9 protein-coding genes, 2 tRNA genes and 2 rRNA genes are annotated in these 20672 nt (G+C 39.6%); 2 read left to right on the top strand and 11 right to left on the bottom strand.

The genetic code is table 11. From position 1 onward, the window contains the following. Positions 1–100: 100 nt before the first annotated feature. From ACKTTZ_RS11695 to ACKTTZ_RS11645, 11 genes are all read right to left on the bottom strand, one after another. Positions 101–2857, bottom strand: a 23S ribosomal RNA gene (locus ACKTTZ_RS11695). Positions 2858–3010: 153 nt separating this feature from the next. After that, positions 3011–3084, bottom strand: a tRNA-Ala gene (locus ACKTTZ_RS11690). Positions 3085–3169: 85 nt separating this feature from the next. Beyond that, positions 3170–3243 (bottom strand) — tRNA-Ile (locus ACKTTZ_RS11685). A gap of 211 nt (positions 3244–3454) precedes the next feature. After that, positions 3455–4971 (bottom strand): 16S ribosomal RNA (locus ACKTTZ_RS11680). The 16S and 23S rRNA genes sit together here with 2 tRNA genes alongside, the layout of an rRNA operon. Before the next feature lie 1883 nt (positions 4972–6854). Then, positions 6855–7232 carry a VanZ family protein gene (locus ACKTTZ_RS11675; RefSeq protein ID WP_407848927.1) on the bottom strand — a complete coding sequence of 126 codons (378 nt, stop codon included), beginning with the start codon at positions 7230–7232 and terminating at the stop codon, positions 6855–6857. Next, complete coding sequence (gcvH, locus tag ACKTTZ_RS11670; protein ID WP_034695881.1) at positions 7207–7584, bottom strand: glycine cleavage system protein GcvH; 378 nt, start codon at positions 7582–7584, stop codon at positions 7207–7209. The genes ACKTTZ_RS11675 and gcvH overlap by 26 nt, the downstream gene beginning before the upstream one ends. Before the next feature lie 105 nt (positions 7585–7689). Beyond that, positions 7690–14721 (bottom strand): cell surface protein SprA, encoded by a 7032-nt coding sequence (gene sprA / locus ACKTTZ_RS11665; RefSeq protein WP_407849152.1) that lies wholly within the window; start codon positions 14719–14721, stop codon positions 7690–7692. 57 nt (positions 14722–14778) lie between these two features. Next, on the bottom strand, positions 14779–15363 hold the full coding sequence (ruvA, locus tag ACKTTZ_RS11660; RefSeq protein WP_034695878.1) for a Holliday junction branch migration protein RuvA: 585 nt from the start codon (positions 15361–15363) through the stop codon (positions 14779–14781). 228 nt (positions 15364–15591) lie between these two features. Beyond that, positions 15592–17877, bottom strand: coding sequence for an NADP-dependent malic enzyme (locus ACKTTZ_RS11655; protein WP_034695877.1), 2286 nt, complete (start codon positions 17875–17877; stop codon positions 15592–15594). Between the two features lie 16 nt (positions 17878–17893). Next, complete coding sequence (locus ACKTTZ_RS11650) at positions 17894–18745, bottom strand: ATPase (protein WP_062672485.1); 852 nt, start codon at positions 18743–18745, stop codon at positions 17894–17896. A gap of 85 nt (positions 18746–18830) precedes the next feature. Further along, a complete protein-coding gene (locus ACKTTZ_RS11645; protein WP_034695874.1) occupies positions 18831–19094 on the bottom strand; it encodes a hypothetical protein in 264 nt (87 codons plus the stop codon). Positions 19095–19455: 361 nt separating this feature from the next. Between ACKTTZ_RS11645 and ACKTTZ_RS11640 the strand changes: the two genes are divergently transcribed. Continuing rightward, positions 19456–19914, top strand: a complete 459-nt coding sequence (locus ACKTTZ_RS11640; RefSeq protein ID WP_034695873.1) for a GtrA family protein — start codon at positions 19456–19458, stop codon at positions 19912–19914. Positions 19915–19917: 3 nt separating this feature from the next. Then, positions 19918–20655 carry a lysophospholipid acyltransferase family protein gene (locus ACKTTZ_RS11635; protein ID WP_253316455.1) on the top strand — a complete coding sequence of 246 codons (738 nt, stop codon included), beginning with the start codon at positions 19918–19920 and terminating at the stop codon, positions 20653–20655. Positions 20656–20672: the final 17 nt, after the last annotated feature.

Here is a 20672-nt window from a genome sequence, read left to right as displayed (position 1 = left end):
TCCTGATAGCTACCATCTGCTACCTGTTTTAAGCGATAAAAACTTTCACAAAGACAAAACCTTCACTGCGCATAAAGCACTTGGTTTATTAGTAACCATAGACTATAAATCTACGGGTAATTAGTACTACTTGGCTATGACATTACTGTCTTTACACCTATAGCCTATCAACGTCGTCATCTACAACGACCCTTAAAAGATGTCTCATCTTGAGGCGAGTTTCGCACTTATATGCTTTCAGTGCTTATCTCTTCCAAACGTAGCTACTCAGCGGTGCACCTGGCGGTACAACTGATACACCAGAGGTTTGTTCAATTCGGTCCTCTCGTACTAGAATCAAGCCCTCTCAAACATCTAACGCCCGCAATAGATAGAGACCGAACTGTCTCACGACGTTCTGAACCCAGCTCGCGTGCCACTTTAATGGGCGAACAGCCCAACCCTTGGGACCTTCTCCAGCCCCAGGATGTGACGAGCCGACATCGAGGTGCCGAACCTCCCCGTCGATGTGAGCTCTTGGGGGAGACTAGCCTGTTATCCCCGGAGTACCTTTTATCCTATGAGCGATGGCCCTTCCATACGGAACCACCGGATCACTATGTCCTGCTTTCGCACCTGATCGACTTGTAGGTCTCACAGTCAAGCACCCTTATGCCATTACACTCTACGCACGGTTACCAAGCGTGCTGAGGGTACCTTTGAAAGCCTCCGTTACTCTTTTGGAGGCGACCACCCCAGTCAAACTACCCACCACGCAATGTCCTTCTGAAAGAAGTTAGGCTCCAAGTAAGTAAAGGGTGGTATTTCAACGTTGGCTCCACAAACACTAGCGTGCCTGCTTCAAAGCCTCCCACCTATCCTACACATTACTTACTCAAAGTCAATACGAAGTTATAGTAAAGGTTCACAGGGTCTTTTCGTCCCATTGCGGGTAATCGGCATCTTCACCGATACTACAATTTCACCGAGCTCGTGGCTGAGACAGTGCCCAGATCGTTACACCATTCGTGCAGGTCGGAACTTACCCGACAAGGAATTTCGCTACCTTAGGACCGTTATAGTTACGGCCGCCGTTTACTGGGGCTTCAGTTAATGCCTTCGATTTAACTCTAAGCACCTTCCTTAACCTTCCAGCACCGGGCAGGTGTCAGACCCTATACAGCATCTTTCGATTTAGCAGAGTCCTGTGTTTTTGATAAACAGTCGCCTGGGCCTCTTCACTGCGGCCAACATTGCTGTTGGCGTCTCTTCTTCCGAAGTTACGAGACTATTTTGCCTAGTTCCTTAGCCACGACTCACTCGAGCACCTTAGGATTCTCTCCTCGACCACCTGTGTCGGTTTTGGTACGGGTTGCTTCACTTCGGCTTTTCTTGGATCAGATTACACTACAGCAGCTTCGCCTGAAGGCTAGGCCTTGACTATTCCGTCAGTCTCCAGCAGCTACATCCAACCGTCCCCTTTTATTGTGAGCAAGTATGGGAATATTAACCCATTGTCCATCCACTACCCCTTTCGGGTTCGCGTTAGGTCCCGACTAACCCTCAGCTGATTAGCATGGCTGAGGAAGCCTTGGTCTTTCGGTGAGCAGGTTTCTCGCCTGCTTTATCGTTACTTATGCCTACATTTTCTTTTCTATCCGCTCCACAATACCTCACAGTACTGCTTCGGCGCAAATAGAATGCTCTCCTACCAGATATATCTAAAATATAAATCCATAGCTTCGGTAATATGTTTATGCCCGATTATTATCCATGCCGGACCGCTCGACTAGTGAGCTGTTACGCACTCTTTAAATGAATGGCTGCTTCCAAGCCAACATCCTAGCTGTCAATGCAGTCCAACCGCGTTGTTTCAACTTAACATATATTTTGGGACCTTAGCTGTTGGTCTGGGTTCTTTCCCTCTCGGACATGGACCTTAGCACCCATGCCCTCACTGCCGTAGAACATTTATTAGCATTCGGAGTTTGTCAGGAATTGGTAGGCGATGAAACCCCCGCATCCAATCAGTAGCTCTACCTCTAATAAACTTATATACGACGCTGCACCTAAATGCATTTCGGAGAGTACGAGCTATCTCCCAGTTTGATTGGCCTTTCACCCCTACCCACAGGTCATCCGAAGACTTTTCAACGTCAACCGGTTCGGTCCTCCACTCTGTGTTACCAGAGCTTCAACCTGCCCATGGGTAGATCACAAGGTTTCGCGTCTAATCCTACTAACTATGCGCCCTATTCAGACTCGCTTTCGCTCCGGCTCCGGTACTTAATACCTTAACCTCGCTAGTAAAATTAACTCGTAGGCTCATTATGCAAAAGGCACGCCGTCACAGCTTTATGCTGCTCCGACCGCTTGTAGGCGTACGGTTTCAGGTTCTATTTCACCCTTCTATTCGAAGTGCTTTTCACCTTTCCTTCACAGTACTTGTTCACTATCGGTCTTTCAGGAGTATTTAGCCTTGGAGGATGGTCCCCCCATATTCAGACAGGATTTCACGTGTCCCGCCCTACTCATTTATCATCTTAATATGCCTTTCGAGTACAGGATTATCACCTTCTACGATTGTTCTTTCCAGAACATTCCTCTAAACATAAAAAGACTTTTGGGCTAATCCGCTTTCGCTCGCCACTACTTACGGAATCTCTTCGATTTCTTTTCCTCCGGGTACTTAGATGTTTCAGTTCTCCGGGTTTGCTCCTCTTACGAGGTGACATATCTTCAATATGCCGGGTTGCCCCATTCGGATATCTGCGGATCAATTCGTGTGTGCCAATCCCCGCAGCTTTTCGCAGCTTACCACGTCCTTCGTCGCCTCTGAAAGCCTAGGCATCCGCCATACGCCCTTAACGATTTCTTTCCTATTGGTTACTCAAGCGCTTTATGCGCTCGGTTTTCTCTTTGTGATGTCTTTACCGTTAATGTCAATGATCTTAATTTCTTTCTTTCAAACTGATGAACAAATGTTGTTTTTGGCTCCATTCGTAACTTTTAAATCAGTCTTCCAAAACTGTGGAGAATAAGGGAGTCGAACCCTTGACCTCCTGCGTGCAAGGCAGGCGCTCTAGCCAGCTGAGCTAATTCCCCGCTAGTTTAGATGTTAGTAGTTAGAAGTTAGAGATTAGTAAAAACTAACTTCTAATTTCTAGATTCTAACCTCTATTTTAATTAGTAGTCTCGGGCAGGCTCGAACTGCCGACCTCTACATTATCAGTGTAGCGCTCTAACCAGCTGAGCTACGAGACTTTGTTTTAGATGTTAGATTTTAGATACTAGATGTTAGACTAATCTCTAACTTCTAATTTCTAACTTCTTTTCTAAATCTCTTTCCCTATACTAATTTCTAGTGGGTTTTGTATTTTTATATAGCAACCAAACAAAAAACTAAAGCTATTGCTTTAAGTAAGTATATTGTATCTTACGATACTGATTTTGTTTAACGTCTTAAGACGCTCTAAAATGAGATGTTCCAGCCGCACCTTCCGGTACGGCTACCTTGTTACGACTTAGCCCTAGTTACCTGTTTTACCCTAGGCAGCTCCTGTTACGGTCACCGACTTCAGGTACCCCAGACTTCCATGGCTTGACGGGCGGTGTGTACAAGGCCCGGGAACGTATTCACCGCGCCATGGCTGATGCGCGATTACTAGCGATTCCAGCTTCATAGAGTCGAGTTGCAGACTCCAATCCGAACTGAGACCGGCTTTCGAGATTTGCATCACTTCGCAGTGTAGCTACCCTCTGTACCGGCCATTGTATTACGTGTGTGGCCCAAGGCGTAAGGGCCGTGATGATTTGACGTCATCCCCACCTTCCTCTCTACTTGCGTAGGCAGTCTCACTAGAGTCCCCAACTTAATGATGGCAACTAGTGACAGGGGTTGCGCTCGTTGCAGGACTTAACCTAACACCTCACGGCACGAGCTGACGACAACCATGCAGCACCTTGAAAAATGTCCGAAGAAAAGTCTATTTCTAAACCTGTCATTTCCCATTTAAGCCTTGGTAAGGTTCCTCGCGTATCATCGAATTAAACCACATAATCCACCGCTTGTGCGGGCCCCCGTCAATTCCTTTGAGTTTCAAACTTGCGTTCGTACTCCCCAGGTGGCTAACTTATCACTTTCGCTTAGTCTCTGAAGCTTGCGCTCCAAAAACGAGTTAGCATCGTTTACGGCGTGGACTACCAGGGTATCTAATCCTGTTCGCTCCCCACGCTTTCGTCCATCAGCGTCAGTTGTTGCTTAGTAACCTGCCTTCGCAATTGGTGTTCTAAGTAATATCTATGCATTTCACCGCTACACTACTTATTCCAGCTACTTCAACAACACTCAAGACTTGCAGTATCAATGGCAGTTTCACAGTTAAGCTGTGAGATTTCACCACTGACTTACAAATCCGCCTACGGACCCTTTAAACCCAATAAATCCGGATAACGCTTGCACCCTCCGTATTACCGCGGCTGCTGGCACGGAGTTAGCCGGTGCTTATTCGTATAGTACCTTCAGCTAGATACACGTATCTAGGTTTATCCCTATACAAAAGAAGTTTACAACCCATAGGGCCGTCGTCCTTCACGCGGGATGGCTGGATCAGGCTCGCACCCATTGTCCAATATTCCTCACTGCTGCCTCCCGTAGGAGTCTGGTCCGTGTCTCAGTACCAGTGTGGGGGATCACCCTCTCAGGCCCCCTAAAGATCGTAGACTTGGTGAGCCGTTACCTCACCAACTATCTAATCTTGCGCGTGCCCATCTCTATCCACCGGAGTTTTCAATATTAAATGATGCCATTCAATATATTATGGGGTATTAATCTTCCTTTCGAAAGGCTATCCCCCTGATAAAGGCAGGTTGCACACGTGTTCCGCACCCGTACGCCGCTCTCAAGATCCCGAAGAATCTCTACCGCTCGGCTTGCATGTGTTAAGCCTCCCGCTAGCGTTCATCCTGAGCCAGGATCAAACTCTCCATTGTATGTTTGTCTGACTCACTCAAAGTTTTTAACGCTTTAGTTTTTCCTTACTTGGTTGTTATATTGTATGTCAATGATCTTTATATCTTTCGCTTTTTAACGTAGCAATCTTTCTGTCAGTGTTGCTCCGTATTTGCGAGTGCAAAAGTAAAACTTTATTTTGAATTGACCAAATGTTTTTGAAGAAAATTTTAAAGTTTTTTAAGTAACCTTAATTCTTCCTAAACCTTCAATCTATCTACTCCTGCGCTCCCTCTAATTGGGACTGCAAAGATAATAACTATTTTTTAACTGACAACTTTTTTTATAAAAAAATTAAAGTTTTTTTTCGTCCTTATCTTATGAAGTATTTCTTTGTTTCTGCCTATCTAAAGGCTCTTCTGCGCTACTGAATATCTTTCGTTTTTCAGTGGGGCAAAGATAGAAACTTCTCATACACTACGCAACTTTATTTAACATAAATTTCATATTGAAACAATATTTTACCCTAATCTACTGGAAGGCAGGGAGAAAAATTTTAAACATTTGTTTGGAGGATCGGGGGAGTGTGAGAGTGTGGGAGGGTTTGAGAGAGTGAGAGGGGATGATTCGAAGGGCGGGAGGCGGGGTTTTGGGGTGTGGAGGGATCAAAATAAAGGGTATATAACTATATAGAATAGCTTTTTTAAATTAATAGCCTATATATAAGTTTTGGCTAAAGCCGGCTTAAGGAATTATTTTTTACTAAACGGGCTAAAGCCCGTTCCTATTGAATAGTTATAATGAACCACAGATGACACAGATTGACACAGAGAAGATGTTTGCTTTTATAGTATATATAATATAAAGTAATAAGATGTAACTCCTATACCCGTAATTAAAATGCTTCGACTCTGCTCAGCATGACACTAGCTAATACTAACTGATAAAAAAACCTTAGACATTATACTGTCATTTTACTTCCTTTAAGACTCTCGTAAAGAAGTTGGGATTCCTGCGCAATGACACAAGGGGAATAACGGTATACTATACACTCGTTATTTTATAGAATTTATAGATTTAGCTCCTATACCCGTAATTAATTAAAATGCTTCAACTCAGCTCAGCATGACACTAGCTAATACTAACTGATAAAATGCCTTAGACATTATACTGTCATTTTACTTCCTTTAAGACTCTCGTAAAGAAGTTTGAATTTCTACGGAATGACACAAGGGGAATAACGGTATATCTCTACACTCGTTATTTTATAGAATTTATAGATTTAACTCCTATACCCGTAATTAATTAAAATGCTTCGACTCAGCTCAGCATGACATTAGCTAATACTAACTGATAAAATGCCTTAGACATTATACGGTCATTTTACTTTCCTTTATTAAAACTCTCGTAAAGAAGTTGGGATTCCTGCGCAATGACACAAGGGGAATAGATATTTATACTCTCTAAACAGTTTCCATAGAAATCAGCAAGATGAGAATTCAATACCGATGTTCCTTTTCTACCGGGAAATCCGAAACTCGTAACACAATAACCCGAACCTCATCATTCATCATTCATCATTCATAATTCATCATTCATCATTTATAATTTATAATTCATCATTTACAACTCCTCCCCTAGCCCTGATAGTAATGGTTACCCCGCAGCTTGGGTTGGAGGGTGGATGGGTTTGGGCGTGGGAGACCCTTCGGCTTCGCTCAGGGTGACAGCGTGGGAGAGCGCTGGCGCGAGGAGTATGAATGGATAGCAGGATGAAGCTCCTAATAAAGTTTGAGAGTTGGAGAGTTGGAGAGTTGGAGGGTTTGAGAGAGCTGGAGGGTAATAGAGTTTCTGTGTGGAAGAGTTAAGAGTGCCGGAAATATCAGGCTACCAGATGAATTGAAATTCGGGTAGAATTCAAAGGTTAAAAGAAACGCTTGACTAAAAACTTATAGGTATAGTATCCTAATAAGCATCCAATGGTATCTGCTACAATATCTAAAGTCTCCATAGATCTGCCTAGTCCCATTTCTTCCTGTAGAATTTCGGTGAGGAAAGCATAGAGAAGGATGATCTGAAAAAAGTATGAGAATTTTATTTTGGGGAATGTGGCAATGAAAGAGAAACCCAAGGCTGCAAATATGCTAAGATGTAATACCTTATCGATACCGCTGAACATGAACCAATATTCATGATTTTCTTCTCCTGGTTTGAGAAGCATATAAGTAAGAAATGCCCAATAAATGGGCAGTATCTTACTAAATATTTTTGAAATCTTATCCAATGATCGCTTTGTAATCATCCGCAGAAAGTAACTCTGACTGATCTGCTCCATCAGCAATTTCCAATTTGATGATCCATCCGTCTCCATAAGGATCTGTATTTAACAGTTCAGGCTGATCTTCTAATTCTGAATTAAACTCAATAACCTTTCCTGCGATAGGTAAGAATAGGTCTGAAACAGTTTTTACTGCTTCTACACTTCCGAAAACGTCTCCTCCATTAAGGTCATCATCTACAGTATCTACATCAACATAAACGATGTCTCCAAGTTCTCCCTGTGCGAAGTCTGTAATACCGATTGTAGCAACGTTACCTTCGATCTTGATCCATTCGTGATCTTTCGTGTACTTTAATTCTGATGGTGTGTTCATTTTTAAATTTTTATTTTGTACAAATGTATTCAAAAATATAGTAGCTTCAAATATTGGATATAAAAAAAGTCCTTCAAATGAAGGACTTTTATGTTTGTATTATTTTTAGAATCCACCTCCGGATTCACCGAATGTAAATGTGGCTGAGATACCTGCTCTGACCGTAGACAGCGGGAATGCTGTGGAGATCTTATATTTTGAGGTCATCTGTTCGTAGAATACTCTCAGGTTCAAGTTCTCGGAAACATTGTAGTCTGCGGAAAGTTTGATATTCATGAGTCTCTGTCCTCCTGTAACCTGGGCATCATTTAACAGAATATTCATAATGGATGTTTTACTGTCTCTTAATGAAATATCTCCTCTGATATTAAGGTCACTTCCTTTTCCTCTTGTTCCTCTTCCTCTGATATTGGCCGTTCCCAGTCTGAAGTTTCTGACAATATAACCAAGTCTTACTACATATTCTGTATTGGCATCTTCGGTAAGAGTCTGGTTGACTAATCCCAGTACCATCATTCTGGTTCTGTTGTACTGTATTCCGAACTGCATATTGTTTCTCATGGTAACATCTATTCCGATAAGTGGTGAGAAAGATTCTACATATCCAACCTGTGCGAATGTATATGGGTTAATCTTGTCTCCATCATTTTTTTTCACATTACCGGCATCATCTACTGTCTGATAATATCCGTTCGGGTTGCCATGATAGTCTACATTGCTTTGAATACCTGTTGCTGTATACGTAGCGGTATAGGCATGTAAGATATCAAACTTAGTGAACTGCCCGCTGATCATTGGGATATTTTTTAATCCGGAATAGGTAATTCTCCAGTTTGGCAATGGGAATCCTGCTTTTTTAGGATTACCCATAGGCGTCACAGATTTCCCTTCCATCGCAGCTCTAAAGGCTGGAATCAATACATAGGCATTTCCAATGCTATAGTGCTGAGCAAATCCGTTATTATCCAATACTGCTCCAGGACCTCCCAACTGTTGAGAAAGGGCTCTTGCATTTTCTCTGATCGCCTGGTAAACAGCCTGCCCATCTTTAAATGACGTACTGAGAAGCGTTGTTGTATTGGAATAGGTTATCATTTCGCTGGCGAATGTAAAGTCCGGATCAGGAACCCCACCATTAGTATAGTTAAATCCTGTATGTGAGAAGTTACTGTTGAAGGTATGCAATACATTAAGGTCAACTCTCAGATCATTCATCGGCATCACCTGTAAGTCTGCTCTCAATTCTTTGGTCGACATTCTTACGTATGGATCCGTCATATAATTAGAGTTACTCACCCATCCGTTTTCCATTACGGTTCTTCTGATATCAGCTTGGGATCCTAAAAGGAATCCTAGTGTCGGACCTCCCAATGTTTGTCCGGATCCATACCAGTTTGGTGCTGATATTAGTCCCGGAAGTACTGTTCCGTTCGTTTCGTTATAACTTACGTTTAACTGTTTGAAAGAAGTCAGTAAGAATGCTGCACTTTGAAGTGGAGTAAGTTTATTTTTAAATTTATATTTTTTGTATCTGTATCTGTTTTTCTCCCATTGTTTTGAATACACATTGTTCAGAGAGTCCATCTCCTGTCTGCGCTTCTGAAGTTTGGCGTTAATATTTTTGAAATAGTTAAACTGCCCAAAGAACTTCGGAAGGTCCGCAGAAGCTGTTGCCTGAATCACATTGGTATTCTGCCCCACAGATCCTAAACTTGCTGTCTGGTTCGTATTAGGATCTACAAATCCAGTCAATGAAGTAGATCTTGCAGCCCAGTTGTAGGTAAATCCGTATCCTACTTCTGCATCAATGAAATCCAGATAAGGCAGATACTGGAACGGCAGTTTATAATTCAACTGTGCTCTGTGGTTATACAATACCGGTCTTCCGGCTCTGAATACATTTCCAAAAATCGATTTACTGTCCATCGAATTTACATCCAGATTGTCATTCAACGTTCTGGTTGCGGAGTTGATTTCCAGTTTTAATGATTTTGTGAAATTGAATCCTAATCCATATTGCCATCCAAAGAAGAAGTTTCTGTTTCTGATAGCATCGAAATTACTGTTCATGTCACCATTCAGGATAGCTTCAACATTTCTGAACTCAAGCTCATTATAATTTCTGTCGATTTCAGTTCTGAAAGAGATTCTTGTAGGAATTGGATTAATATTGAATTCCTTCACCCATCTCAGATACTTTGTGGATTTTGCCGTATCACTGATCATCTTATTGAAAGGTTTCAGCACCCACGGTTTAAACGTATAATTATAATCAACATATCCTCTCAGATACTGTCTGTAATTTCTTTTGGTATAGATATCTCTGAAGTAGTCATCATTATAAACAGCAGTTACTGATACGTTTTCGATATCATAAAACTTAGGTTTTTTATTTGGATTTACTCTTTCTTTATGCATATTAACGACACCAATACTTCTCTGTTGAGTATACGTTCTTGCTACTTTTTTCAACTGGTCTTTGTTCGGTGCCTTGTTGAATTCTACGTCGGTATCCAGAGGGTTGTACTTTGGATCTTCAATAGTCTGCGAGTAAGAATAATTTAAAGGAATTTTCACTCCTGTCTTTTCCGGAAGGAATTTATCTACATTGATCGCAGTATTAATACTGAATGCCGACTGAGTAGATTGTGTTCTTTCCGCAGGTTTCGAATCGATATTTCCAAAACCAACTGATGTATAAGAGGCATTGGCATTCACAGTTGCAAGGTCTCCCATATTAAAGTTCAAGCTGGCATTTCCTGCATATCCACCATCATTCTCAATTTCAGAAAGACGAATTTCGTTAACCCACATAACTCTTGTTATGGTAGAGTTTGTTCTTGGATCTGCATTTCTTACCCCAATCATAATGGTGGTAATATTTCCTAAACTTGGTCTACCTTTAATATAGATATTTTTATAAGGTTCCTGATATCCTGTGTCAACTGTTCTATTCGTAATAGCAACACCAGATTTATCTCTTCTGATTTTAGCATCTACAAAGTTCTGAACATCAAAATCAACTTCGTTTTCCATTGGCCAGATCTCCATCGGAGCTGTTGCTGTTGTAGGAGTCATTCTTAAAGATGATTCATACTCGTAATAGTTATCAGTGGCATCGCTTCCGAAACGAATAAAGAATTTGGTATTCTCATCCAATCCAATCACTCTGTTCAAAGGATCGTGAGCGTGTACAAACAGCTTCAGCTTTTTGTATCTTCTCATATCCAAAGTCGTATTTTTGAATACTCCTCTTGCCTCAGTTTTAAGGTCTTTCACTTTCATGTAAAGTGAAGCTTCATTCTGTCTCTGCGCACCTGCATTTCCACTCAATACCTGTCTGTCAATTCCCGGAGGCAATACATATGGAGGTTGGTTCAATGCATTTTCTTCAATATTTACACTTCCTATTTCAAAGTTTGGATCTGTCACAGTTCCCGTTCCTTCGTCGGAATTAGGAACATTTACACTGGCAATTTTACTTGTATATTTTCTCCAGTCTGATCTTACAAGATCCATTGTTCCGAATCTTAAGGTAGATGTCTGATCAAATCCTGCCAGCATCAATCTTGCAAATCTTACGTTATTCAATACTGCATCTTCGTGTGTACCTTCAGCTGGATCATAATTCGCCACAGGAATTCTGAACAAGTACCATTTAACATCTGAAGTCTGCCCGTTCTGGAAAGTTGCTTTTACAGTTTTTACATCTACAATATTATTCGATCCAAGTGACAAACTTGGCTGGTCAAGCTTAATAACATATTGGTTATAATTTTCTGTCTGATCAAGGTTGTAATCTTTATTGATATCTTCAGCATCCGGAGTTTGAGAAGCTACATTCAGAGAGTTTGCTTCTGAGTTTCCTTCAGGGTTTCTGAAATATTTGTATCGTTCTACAACAGAGGCAGCCTGGCTTCCTGTAAATTTATCAGAAAGATAGAATACGAAGTCATCTACTGCAGGGTCAGCAATATTGGTTACCGGGTTTACAAATGTATTTCCGAATCTCATTGCCTCCTGATCAGAAGTAAGACCATCATATCCGGCATCCTGTGTTTTTCTTTCATCTCCTTCTGTAGAGAATGCATATAAAATTGGTGGCTGTTTTGGCTGAGTTCCCCAGTTTGAATTGGTTGTAGAAGAAGGATTACCTGGAGTTGGAAGTCCGTTTTCATACTGCATTTTTCCATCTTTCAGAACATCTTCAGAAACGTTTCCTAAGTGAAGTAAAAGTTTTGGATCAGTACCCAGTGTTTTACCATCTGCATAAGGGTCCATCATCCAGAATTCAACGTATTCAATGTTTGAAGTAACAAAGTTTGGAACGCTGATCGATCTCATAATCCCCGCCCATCTGCTTTGTGCCTGTTCTGCCAACGGGTTTACGTTGTATGGACCTTTTTCCTTAGGGAAATAAGAGATATCGAAAGTATTCGTAAACGTTTGTTCTCCTGCTACGAAATCTCTGTTGTTATAGATCTCTGAGTATTGTACTCTTCTGGAAGCGTGGTTGGATACAGACTGTGGTGTAATTCCTGCAGGTGCTTTTCCTCCAACATTCCAGAACCTAGGGTCAATATTATACCATGTTAATAATCCTCTTCCATATCCGCTTGTAATATCGTCATTTGCCGGTACTGTATTAAATGGCGGCAATGTATTTTTTTCCGGTTTTGAAGCAAGGCTCCATGCTGCCGGTTCTTTTAATGATATTTTAGAAGTTGTCTGTTCAAAATCGTCAATGTAAGACTGATTGTTTGTTCCTTTATTCAACCCAGGTAATAGGTAAGCCGCTTCCATCTTGAAGTTTAAGTTGGATGGAGCTTCGGTTTTTACCATCGGAAGTTTATTGGTCAATCTTGTAAGGTAAGGAGCCTGATTGTTATACATCAAGTTGATCCCCGCCATGGTATTGTTTACCGCTTCCTGTCCGAAGTTCACTTTCTGGGTCAGTGGAGATTCAGAGTAATTGATTACTGTTCCTCCTAAGATAAAGTTCTCACTGAATCTTCTTTCTAAGTTTAATCCTAAGAATCTCTTTCTTTGGGTATTAAATGTCAACTGGTTTTCCAGTGAAATATTGATGGCCTGTCCGGACTGTTTTATATTTTCATTAATGATAGTAACTGTACCGAGCATGTAGTCTACCGTATAGTCAACTCCTTCTGTAAGCTGAACTCCGTTTGCTGCCACTTTTACTGATCCCTGAGGAACGTTTACCGCTCCCAGAGAAATACCCTGGCCCTGAACTCCTTTGTAGCGTCCTTCCATGGTATACCTTTGCGCAAGGTTACTGGAGATCGCCTGTTGTTTCTGTTTGGTATAAAGATCCTGAAAAACGTATTGAGGATCACTTGTCCCTAATTTTGATTCCAGATATTTACCGAAAGGCTGTACTTTGGTAAAGATAACTCTTCCTGTTTCAGGTCTGATGGTAATCCCATTGACAAAGTCGAAAATACCATCTCCTTTACTTCCGTCTTTATTGTTCTGGATATCGCCGTTCATATTGAGGCGGTCCCAGTTAAATAATTTCAGTAAGTTTTGATCTTTTACAGGAGTATCCGGAAGATAATTTACTTTACCTCCTGTTTTTGGATCTCTGTAATATACATTAAGGATAAAGCCATCAGGAGATACCTGTCCTGCATCTATAGAATAAACGTTCTTCATCATCAGATCCCACATCGGAGACTGCGTGTTCACCTTATTGTTTACTCTCAATACTTTGGTGATCAGTACAGGGCTTTCTTCAGAAAATTCCCCTACTTTGTATACTTTATTGCTTCCGTTCACAGTATATGAGTAGGAAACTGCTAAAAGCTGTTGGTCATTAAGTTTCTGATTTAATGAAATATATCCCAACTGTGGCTGGAAATTAAATTCATTACTGTTAAGCTTTCTTGCTTTTGTATTGTATATGAATTGTTCTCCGTTATCATAAGGAGTGGGATCACCAGGAAGCACTTGCCCCTGGAAAATAGTCCCATAGTTTTTCCCTGCTTCTCTGTTTCCTGCTACAGATGAAACAGCATCATAAAGACCGTTCAGCGAGTTATCCGGTAGTGTAATTCCCCCAGGTCCTTCACCAAGGTCTCTGATCCCGATAATACTTTTCTGATACGCCAGGTTACTGTTCCCCTGATCAAGTACCCAGACTTCCATTCTGGTAATATTGATCGTTGAGTTGATCTGCGGATAATTAAGCAAAGCATCATCATATTTGTTCAGGAAATAATGTCCTAAAAAGAAGTGTTGGTTTTCTTCATAGTCAATGGCATTGACTTTAAAATTATTCATCACACCACCTCCCTGAACTACAATATTACGAGCCTCTCCCTGCTGCTGGGAAAGGACTACTGTTCCAAATGTTTTTCCTAACTGGAATTCCGTTTTCACCCCGAATAGTGATTGGGATCCACGGATAAGACTGGTTGAAAGTGGCATGTTTACGTTACCAAACTCAACTCTTTTGATGATTTTATCTTCTCCTCCTTCGTTGGGTTTATCTACATTTCCAAGACCTTTACTCTGAAGATCTTTCCAGCTTCCTTTTGCCTGCCAAACAAGGTTCATTCTGTTTTCAAAAGCAAAACCACTCTGGGTATCATAATTGGCTTTTAACTGAAGGTTTTCCCCTACTTTCCCTAATAATCCCAACTGAATTCTCTGATCAATATCAAAGGTAAAACTGGTCCTGTTTTGAGGCAGAATCATTGGGTTATCTATTTTCTGATAAAGTCCTGCGAAATCCAGGGATGCATATCCTGAAGGGATGATTTCAATTTTGTTACCTCCGAAAATGGTTTCAAAAAGTCTGTTATTGATCATCACAGAAGGGATAAGTCCTTTTCTCCTAGCATCTGATTTATCTTTTCTGAAAAGGAGATTGTACTTATCAGATTTGTCCTTATAGTAGGCTCTGGTCTGGCTGGCAAGCATATATTCTTTATACTCTTCCGGAGACATGGCTGTGGGAGGACCTGTAATGGTATTTCCAATTTTGGGATACACATAGTACATCCCGGTTTTTATGTCGTAATAGGCTTCATACCTCGTAGGGTCAGCCACTTCATATTGTTTTCTTATGATCGCTGTGTCTCTCTGTGCTTGTGCAAAAGCACTGACAGACATACACAGGAACGACAGGAACAAAAATATGTTAAGATGCTTAATATTCGCCACCAAATGTTAAATGTTTTTTAAGATTTGTTTAACCAATTCTTCTACCGAGATGCTTGGATTTTGTTTTATAATTTTATCCGCAATCTTCTCGCTCGTTCGTTTAGGAATGCCTAAAACTTCTAATGCAGATAACGATTCTTCCTTGATTTTATTATCCACCATCACAGAAATGTTCGCGTTTGGATCGCTGTATTTCTGTACTTTATCTTTAAGATCTACAATAATTCTTTCGGCAGTTTTTGCACCAATTCCTTTTGCTTTTTGGATCAGTGCACTGTTTCCGGAAAGTATGGCAGAAGCAATCTCATCAAGGCTCAATGTTGACAACAGAATAAGGGCTGAAACAGCTCCTACTCCATTAACGCTTATTAACAGATTGAACATTTCTTTTTCTGAACGTGTGTTAAATCCAAAGAGGAGATGAGCATCCTCACGAATGATCTGCTGAATAAATAAAAAGGTCTGCTGATTCAAAACCAGCGTCTGTGAGGTCATCAAACTGATTCCCACGTAGTAACCAACTCCTTGAACATTGATGACAGCGTAGGTAGGCGTAAGTTCTTGAACATTGCCTTGTAAAGAAAATATCATTATTAATTTTTAAAACTCCCAAATATAGCAATTTAAACTAATTAATGTTTTCATTTAACGTGCGAATGACTTTTAACTTAAATTTCAAATAAGAATTCAAGGAATTAACAGAAAAACAAAAGACTCCAAAATATGGAGTCTTTTTACTATCTGAACACGGTTTAACGTGTCATTTTTTAAATAAGAGGAAAGGATTACTGTTTTACAGTTACCCTTCAATTCTTGGTATTATTTTTTCTCTCTTCTTTGAGCATCAAGAACAGCAATGGTAGCAAGGTTTACAATCTCATCAACGCTTGAACGCATCTGAAGTACGTGTACCGGCTGCTTTAATCCCATTAAGATAGGTCCGATTACCTGCGCTACTTTCATTCCTCTCAGGATTTTATAAGAAAGGTTAGCACTTTCCAGATTCGGGAAGATGAATGTGTTTGCCGGTGTTGTTCCTAATTTTGAGAATGGATAATCGCTCAGGTGATCTGCATTCATTGCAAAATCCGGCTGAATTTCACCATCCACAACCATTTTAGGAAATTTCTCATGAAGGATACTTACTGCTTTTGCTACTTTTTTAGAAGTTTCAGAGATGGCAGCAAAGTTTTCAAATCCAAGCATTGCAATTCTTGGTTCGATAGCAAAAGATTTTACTGTAAATTCTGCCATTTTAGCAATATTCACAAGATCTTCAGCGGTAGGGTTTTGGTTGATAGAAGTATCTGCGAAGAAAATAGGTTTCTTTTCAGACAAGATCATCATCATTGCCGCTACTTTATCTACTCCTTTATCTTTTTCTATCACTTCTAAAACAGGACGTAAAACGGAAGTATAGTTTTTAGAGAATCCTACGATAAGTCCATCGGTATCACCATGCTTCAGCATCAAAGGTCCGAAATAGTCTCTCTGGCGTACATATCTTTTCGCTTTGTACTCGTTCATTCCTTTTCTCTGACGAAGTTTCCAAAGGGTTTCTCTGTATTTTTTTCTGTTTTCTTTCTGATCGTCATCACTTGGATCAATGATTGGAACATCCAGGGTAATTCCGTAACGCTCCATTTGTTCCTTGATGTATTTTTTATCTCCTAAAAGACTTGGGTAAGCAATTCCTTCTTCATAAAGAATCTGAGCTGCTTTTAATACATTATATTCTTCAGCATTTCCAAGGGTAATTCTTTTCGGATTGGATTTTGCACGGCTCTGCATCATTCTTACCAATCTTTCATCTCTACCCATTCTGTCTAAAAGCTGGTGCTCATATTCATCAAAATCCGTAATGGTTTTTCTGGCAACACCACTTTCAATAGCTGCTTTAGCAACAGCGCTTGATACTTTTGTGATCAATCTGTTATCAAACGGTTTCGGAATAAAATAGTCTCTTCCAAACTGAAGGTTCTGAACGTTGTATGCTAAAATTACAGCTTCCGGCACTGGTTCTTTTGCTAGATCAGCAATGGCGTGTACGGCAGCCAGTTTCATATCTTCATTAATTCCTGTAGCCTGTACATCTAATGCTCCACGGAAGATATAAGGGAATCCTAATACGTTGTTTACCTGGTTAGGATAATCACTTCTTCCTGTTGCCATGATCACATCTTTACGAGTCTCAAGAGCAAGATCATAAGCAATTTCCGGATCAGGGTTAGCAAGAGCAAATACGATAGGGTTATCATTCATGCTCAATAACATTTCCGGAGTCATCACGTTTCCTTTTGACAATCCTACAAAAACATCAGATCCTTTTACAGCATCTTCTAATGTTTCGATATCTGTCTGAGCGATGAAATCTAATTTTTCAGGAGTAAGGTTCTCTCTTTTGTGATTGATAACTCCTTTACTGTCACACATCAGGACGTTTTCTTTTTTCAATCCTAATGAAATATAAAGCTTGGTACATGCAATAGCTGCAGCACCAGCTCCATTCACCACCATTTTCACTTTATCAATATCTTTATTGGCAATCTGCAGAGAATTGATCAATGCAGCCGCTGAGATAATGGCTGTTCCATGCTGGTCATCGTGCATCAAAGGAATATTCAATTCCTCTTTCAGTCTTTGTTCTATATAAAAAGCTTCAGGTGCCTTAATATCTTCCAGGTTGATCCCTCCAAAAGTAGGAGCAATCCCTTTTACAATTTCAATAAATTTATCCGGATCTTTTTCGTCGATCTCAATATCAAAAACGTTGATATCTGCAAAGATCTTGAATAAAAGTCCTTTCCCTTCCATTACCGGTTTTGAAGCCTCAGCACCGATATCTCCCAGTCCAAGTACGGCAGTACCGTTAGAAATTACTGCTACCAGGTTTCCTTTTCCTGTATAATCATATACAGTTTCCGGCTTATCATGAATTTCCATACAAGGAACTGCTACTCCCGGAGAGTAAGCCAATGACAAATCTCTTTGAGAAGAGTGTGGCTTTGATGGGATAACTTCAATTTTTCCTTTGGGTTCTGCTTTATGATAATCTAGCGCTGCCTGGCTAAAGTTCTTTTCGTCACGATTGTTGTTACTTGACATAAAATTTTGTTTTTTGTTAAAGTATATATTTAATGTGGTAATCTACTAAGCTTTCAATTGGTTTCTGCACAACATGTCCCACATTTAAATTAAGTTCTGTAGCTACAGAACGTAGTGTATTTTCATAATAATAAGCGATGGAGCCGATAAAATTGATTTCGGCATCATGCGCTTCCTCATAAGGAAGAACCTGATATTCGAAGAAACTTTTCATTTCCTCAAAAACCATGTCTTTGAAATAAGGATGATCTTTTCTTTCGATTACAAATTTGGTAAAATTCGCCAGATAGGCGTTTGGCCTTGGAGTATGATACATGTTTTTCAATGCATCTTCTACGGTAAGCTGATAATCTGCTTCAAATTCTTTATGAAGATCTGCAGGCAGTTTTTTCATAAAATATCTGCGCACCAATTGCTTTCCAATAGCACTTCCACTTCCTTCATCCCCGATCAGGAATCCTAGTGAAGGTAGTTCTATCTTTACATTTTCACCGTCAAAAAAACAGGAATTTGATCCTGTGCCAAGAATGCACACGATTGCAGGTTTCCCACTGTATGCCGCATAGGCTGCAGCCATCAGGTCTTCCTTTACAATAATCTCTGCTTTTCCAAAAACCTTTTTCAGTTCTTCTTCTATGGTCTCGCAGTTTTTTTTCACACCGCATCCGGAACCATAAAAAAAGACTTTGGTAATTGAATTTTTAACCGATATCAGATTGCTATTCTTCTGTATTTCAGGAGCGATAAGTTCTCTGTTGATAAAATTCGGATTGAAACCGATGGTTTCTGTTTTCAGAAAAACTTTCTTAAAGTCATCAAGTATTACCCAATCCGATTTAGTAGAACCACTATCTACAATAGCAACCATATTTTAGATTTTAATTTAAGGGTGCTAAATTATGAATTTATCTTCAATTAGCATTTAAAAACAACCTGGAAGCTGTCTAAAATCATTAATGTTTAATCTGTGTTTTTTTTTCGTTGAATTGTATAAGCCAGTCTTCTATTTCATCTTCCAGATAGGAAGTCTGTAATACCATTGCATTGATAAAATCATCAGGCACCGGTTCTCCGCTGGAGTTTTCAAGATTCCACAATTCGTTTGACATATTTTCATATTCTGAATACACTCTTTTGAAGCGGGAATTTTCTTTCTCAAGAGCCTCAATATTTTTCTGTTGAAGCTGGAATTTTCTGTATTTGTTTTGACGTTTCATACAAATATTATTAAAAATTGGGTCATAAAATGTTGGAGTATATGCGCTTAACCGTGCACTACAAGATAGAAAAAACCATCAACACAAGGAGTTGAAAATGAATTTATTATCAGGTCATTATTACATCATTCTGAATAATAAATTTAGAAATAATTTTTATTAAAAAAAATATTTTAACAACTTTTTTCAGTGTTTAACATATAGTTATAAATTTGCACAATCATATTGTGAAGTTCTGTAGTTATTGATATTTTAAGACAATTATTAATAGCCGAAATATAATAATGAATTTATCTTTCAGATAGTATTGATTTCATTATTTACACAAAATGTGCAATTATTTTTTTTAGATTAAAATTGAATGAAAGAAATACTCATACGTCAGAAACAAGTTTTGTTCTTCATTATTGCTGGAGGGCTGAGTGCCATTGTAGAAATAGGAAGCTTTAAGATTTTCAGCACCTATCTTCCGCACTTCTTTGTAAAGGAAACCAACTTCTATGGGGTACACTATCCTTTAAGTAACATTTTTTCCACAAGCTGCGGGATTATTACCAATTACTTTCTGAGCATCTGGTTTGTATTTGAAAGAGGAAAACATTCAAAGAGAAAAGAGTTTGCTTATTTTATGGTGGTCTCCTTTTTTTCAACATTACTCAGCTTAGGCTTTTTCCAAATATTCTATAGTTTCATATTTAAAGATAATATCAATTTATTTTTTTATACCTTGAGCCCGGAAATGATCAGCAAAATTGCAGCAATATTGCTGGTTTCCATTCTGAATTATTCGATAAAGAAGAAAGTAATTTTTAACGGTTAAGCTGTGACAAAAATTTTAAATTATCTCTGGAGATTCTGGCTCTTGCTGTTGGCATTTTTTCTGACAGTTACTATTGGGATTCCTGTCTTTATTTTATCTTTTAACAAAAAGCATTACAAGTACGGTTATAAACTCGTCAGACTCTGGTGTTATGGTATGTTCTACGGAATGGGCTTCAGATATGATCTGATTAAACTTTCGGAGCAGGAAAAAGATAAGAATATTCCTTACGTGTTCATTTCCAATCATACGTCCATTATGGACATTATGCTGGTATGCATTCTGTTTCCTGATCATCCTATTTGTTTTGTAGGAAAAAAAGAACTGGTAAAGATTCCGATTTTCGGAACCATCTATAAAAGGATATGTGTAATGGTAGACAGAGCCAGTGCAAAAAGCCGTGCAGATGTGTACCGCAGGTGTGCCGAGAAGATGGAAGAAGGCAACAGTATTGCCCTTTTTCCTGAAGGTGGTGTACCGGACGATACTTCTATTATCCTGGATGATTTTAAGGACGGTGCATTTATGCTGTCTTCAAAACATCATTCTCCTATAGCTGTTTATACCTTTGTGGGACTCAAGGAAATGTTCCCTTTTGAAAACTCAAAAGGCTATCCGGGAAGAGTAAAGGTGTATTTCAATGGAATCATTGAGCCTACAGATTCGCCAAAAGACTTAAAGGCAGAGGCTTATGAGACAATAAAAAAAACCTTAATCAGGTATTCCGTTGAAAGGAAATAGTTATATTTGTTTGTGAA

Origin of the sequence: Chryseobacterium sp. KCF3-3 (genome assembly GCF_045865955.1) — a bacterium.
Lineage (GTDB): Bacteria > Bacteroidota > Bacteroidia > Flavobacteriales > Weeksellaceae > Chryseobacterium.
Note: the sequence above shows the minus strand (reverse complement) of the source record. Positions and strands in the feature narration are given on the sequence as shown.

Bases quoted from the DNA above. Each gene is read 5' to 3' on its own strand.
- ruvA (WP_034695878.1), bottom strand. From the start codon at position 15,363: ATGATATTTTCTTTACAAGGCAATGTTCAAGAACTTACGCCTACCTAC.
- sprA (WP_407849152.1), bottom strand. From the start codon at position 14,721: ATGTCTGTCAGTGCTTTTGCACAAGCACAGAGAGACACAGCGATCATA.
- ACKTTZ_RS11650 (WP_062672485.1), bottom strand. From the start codon at position 18,745: ATGGTTGCTATTGTAGATAGTGGTTCTACTAAATCGGATTGGGTAATA.
- ACKTTZ_RS11655 (WP_034695877.1), bottom strand. From the start codon at position 17,877: ATGTCAAGTAACAACAATCGTGACGAAAAGAACTTTAGCCAGGCAGCG.
- ACKTTZ_RS11640 (WP_034695873.1), top strand. From the start codon at position 19,456: ATGAAAGAAATACTCATACGTCAGAAACAAGTTTTGTTCTTCATTATT.
- gcvH (WP_034695881.1), bottom strand. From the start codon at position 7,584: ATGAACACACCATCAGAATTAAAGTACACGAAAGATCACGAATGGATC.
- ACKTTZ_RS11645 (WP_034695874.1), bottom strand. From the start codon at position 19,094: ATGAAACGTCAAAACAAATACAGAAAATTCCAGCTTCAACAGAAAAAT.
- ACKTTZ_RS11675 (WP_407848927.1), bottom strand. From the start codon at position 7,232: ATGATTACAAAGCGATCATTGGATAAGATTTCAAAAATATTTAGTAAG.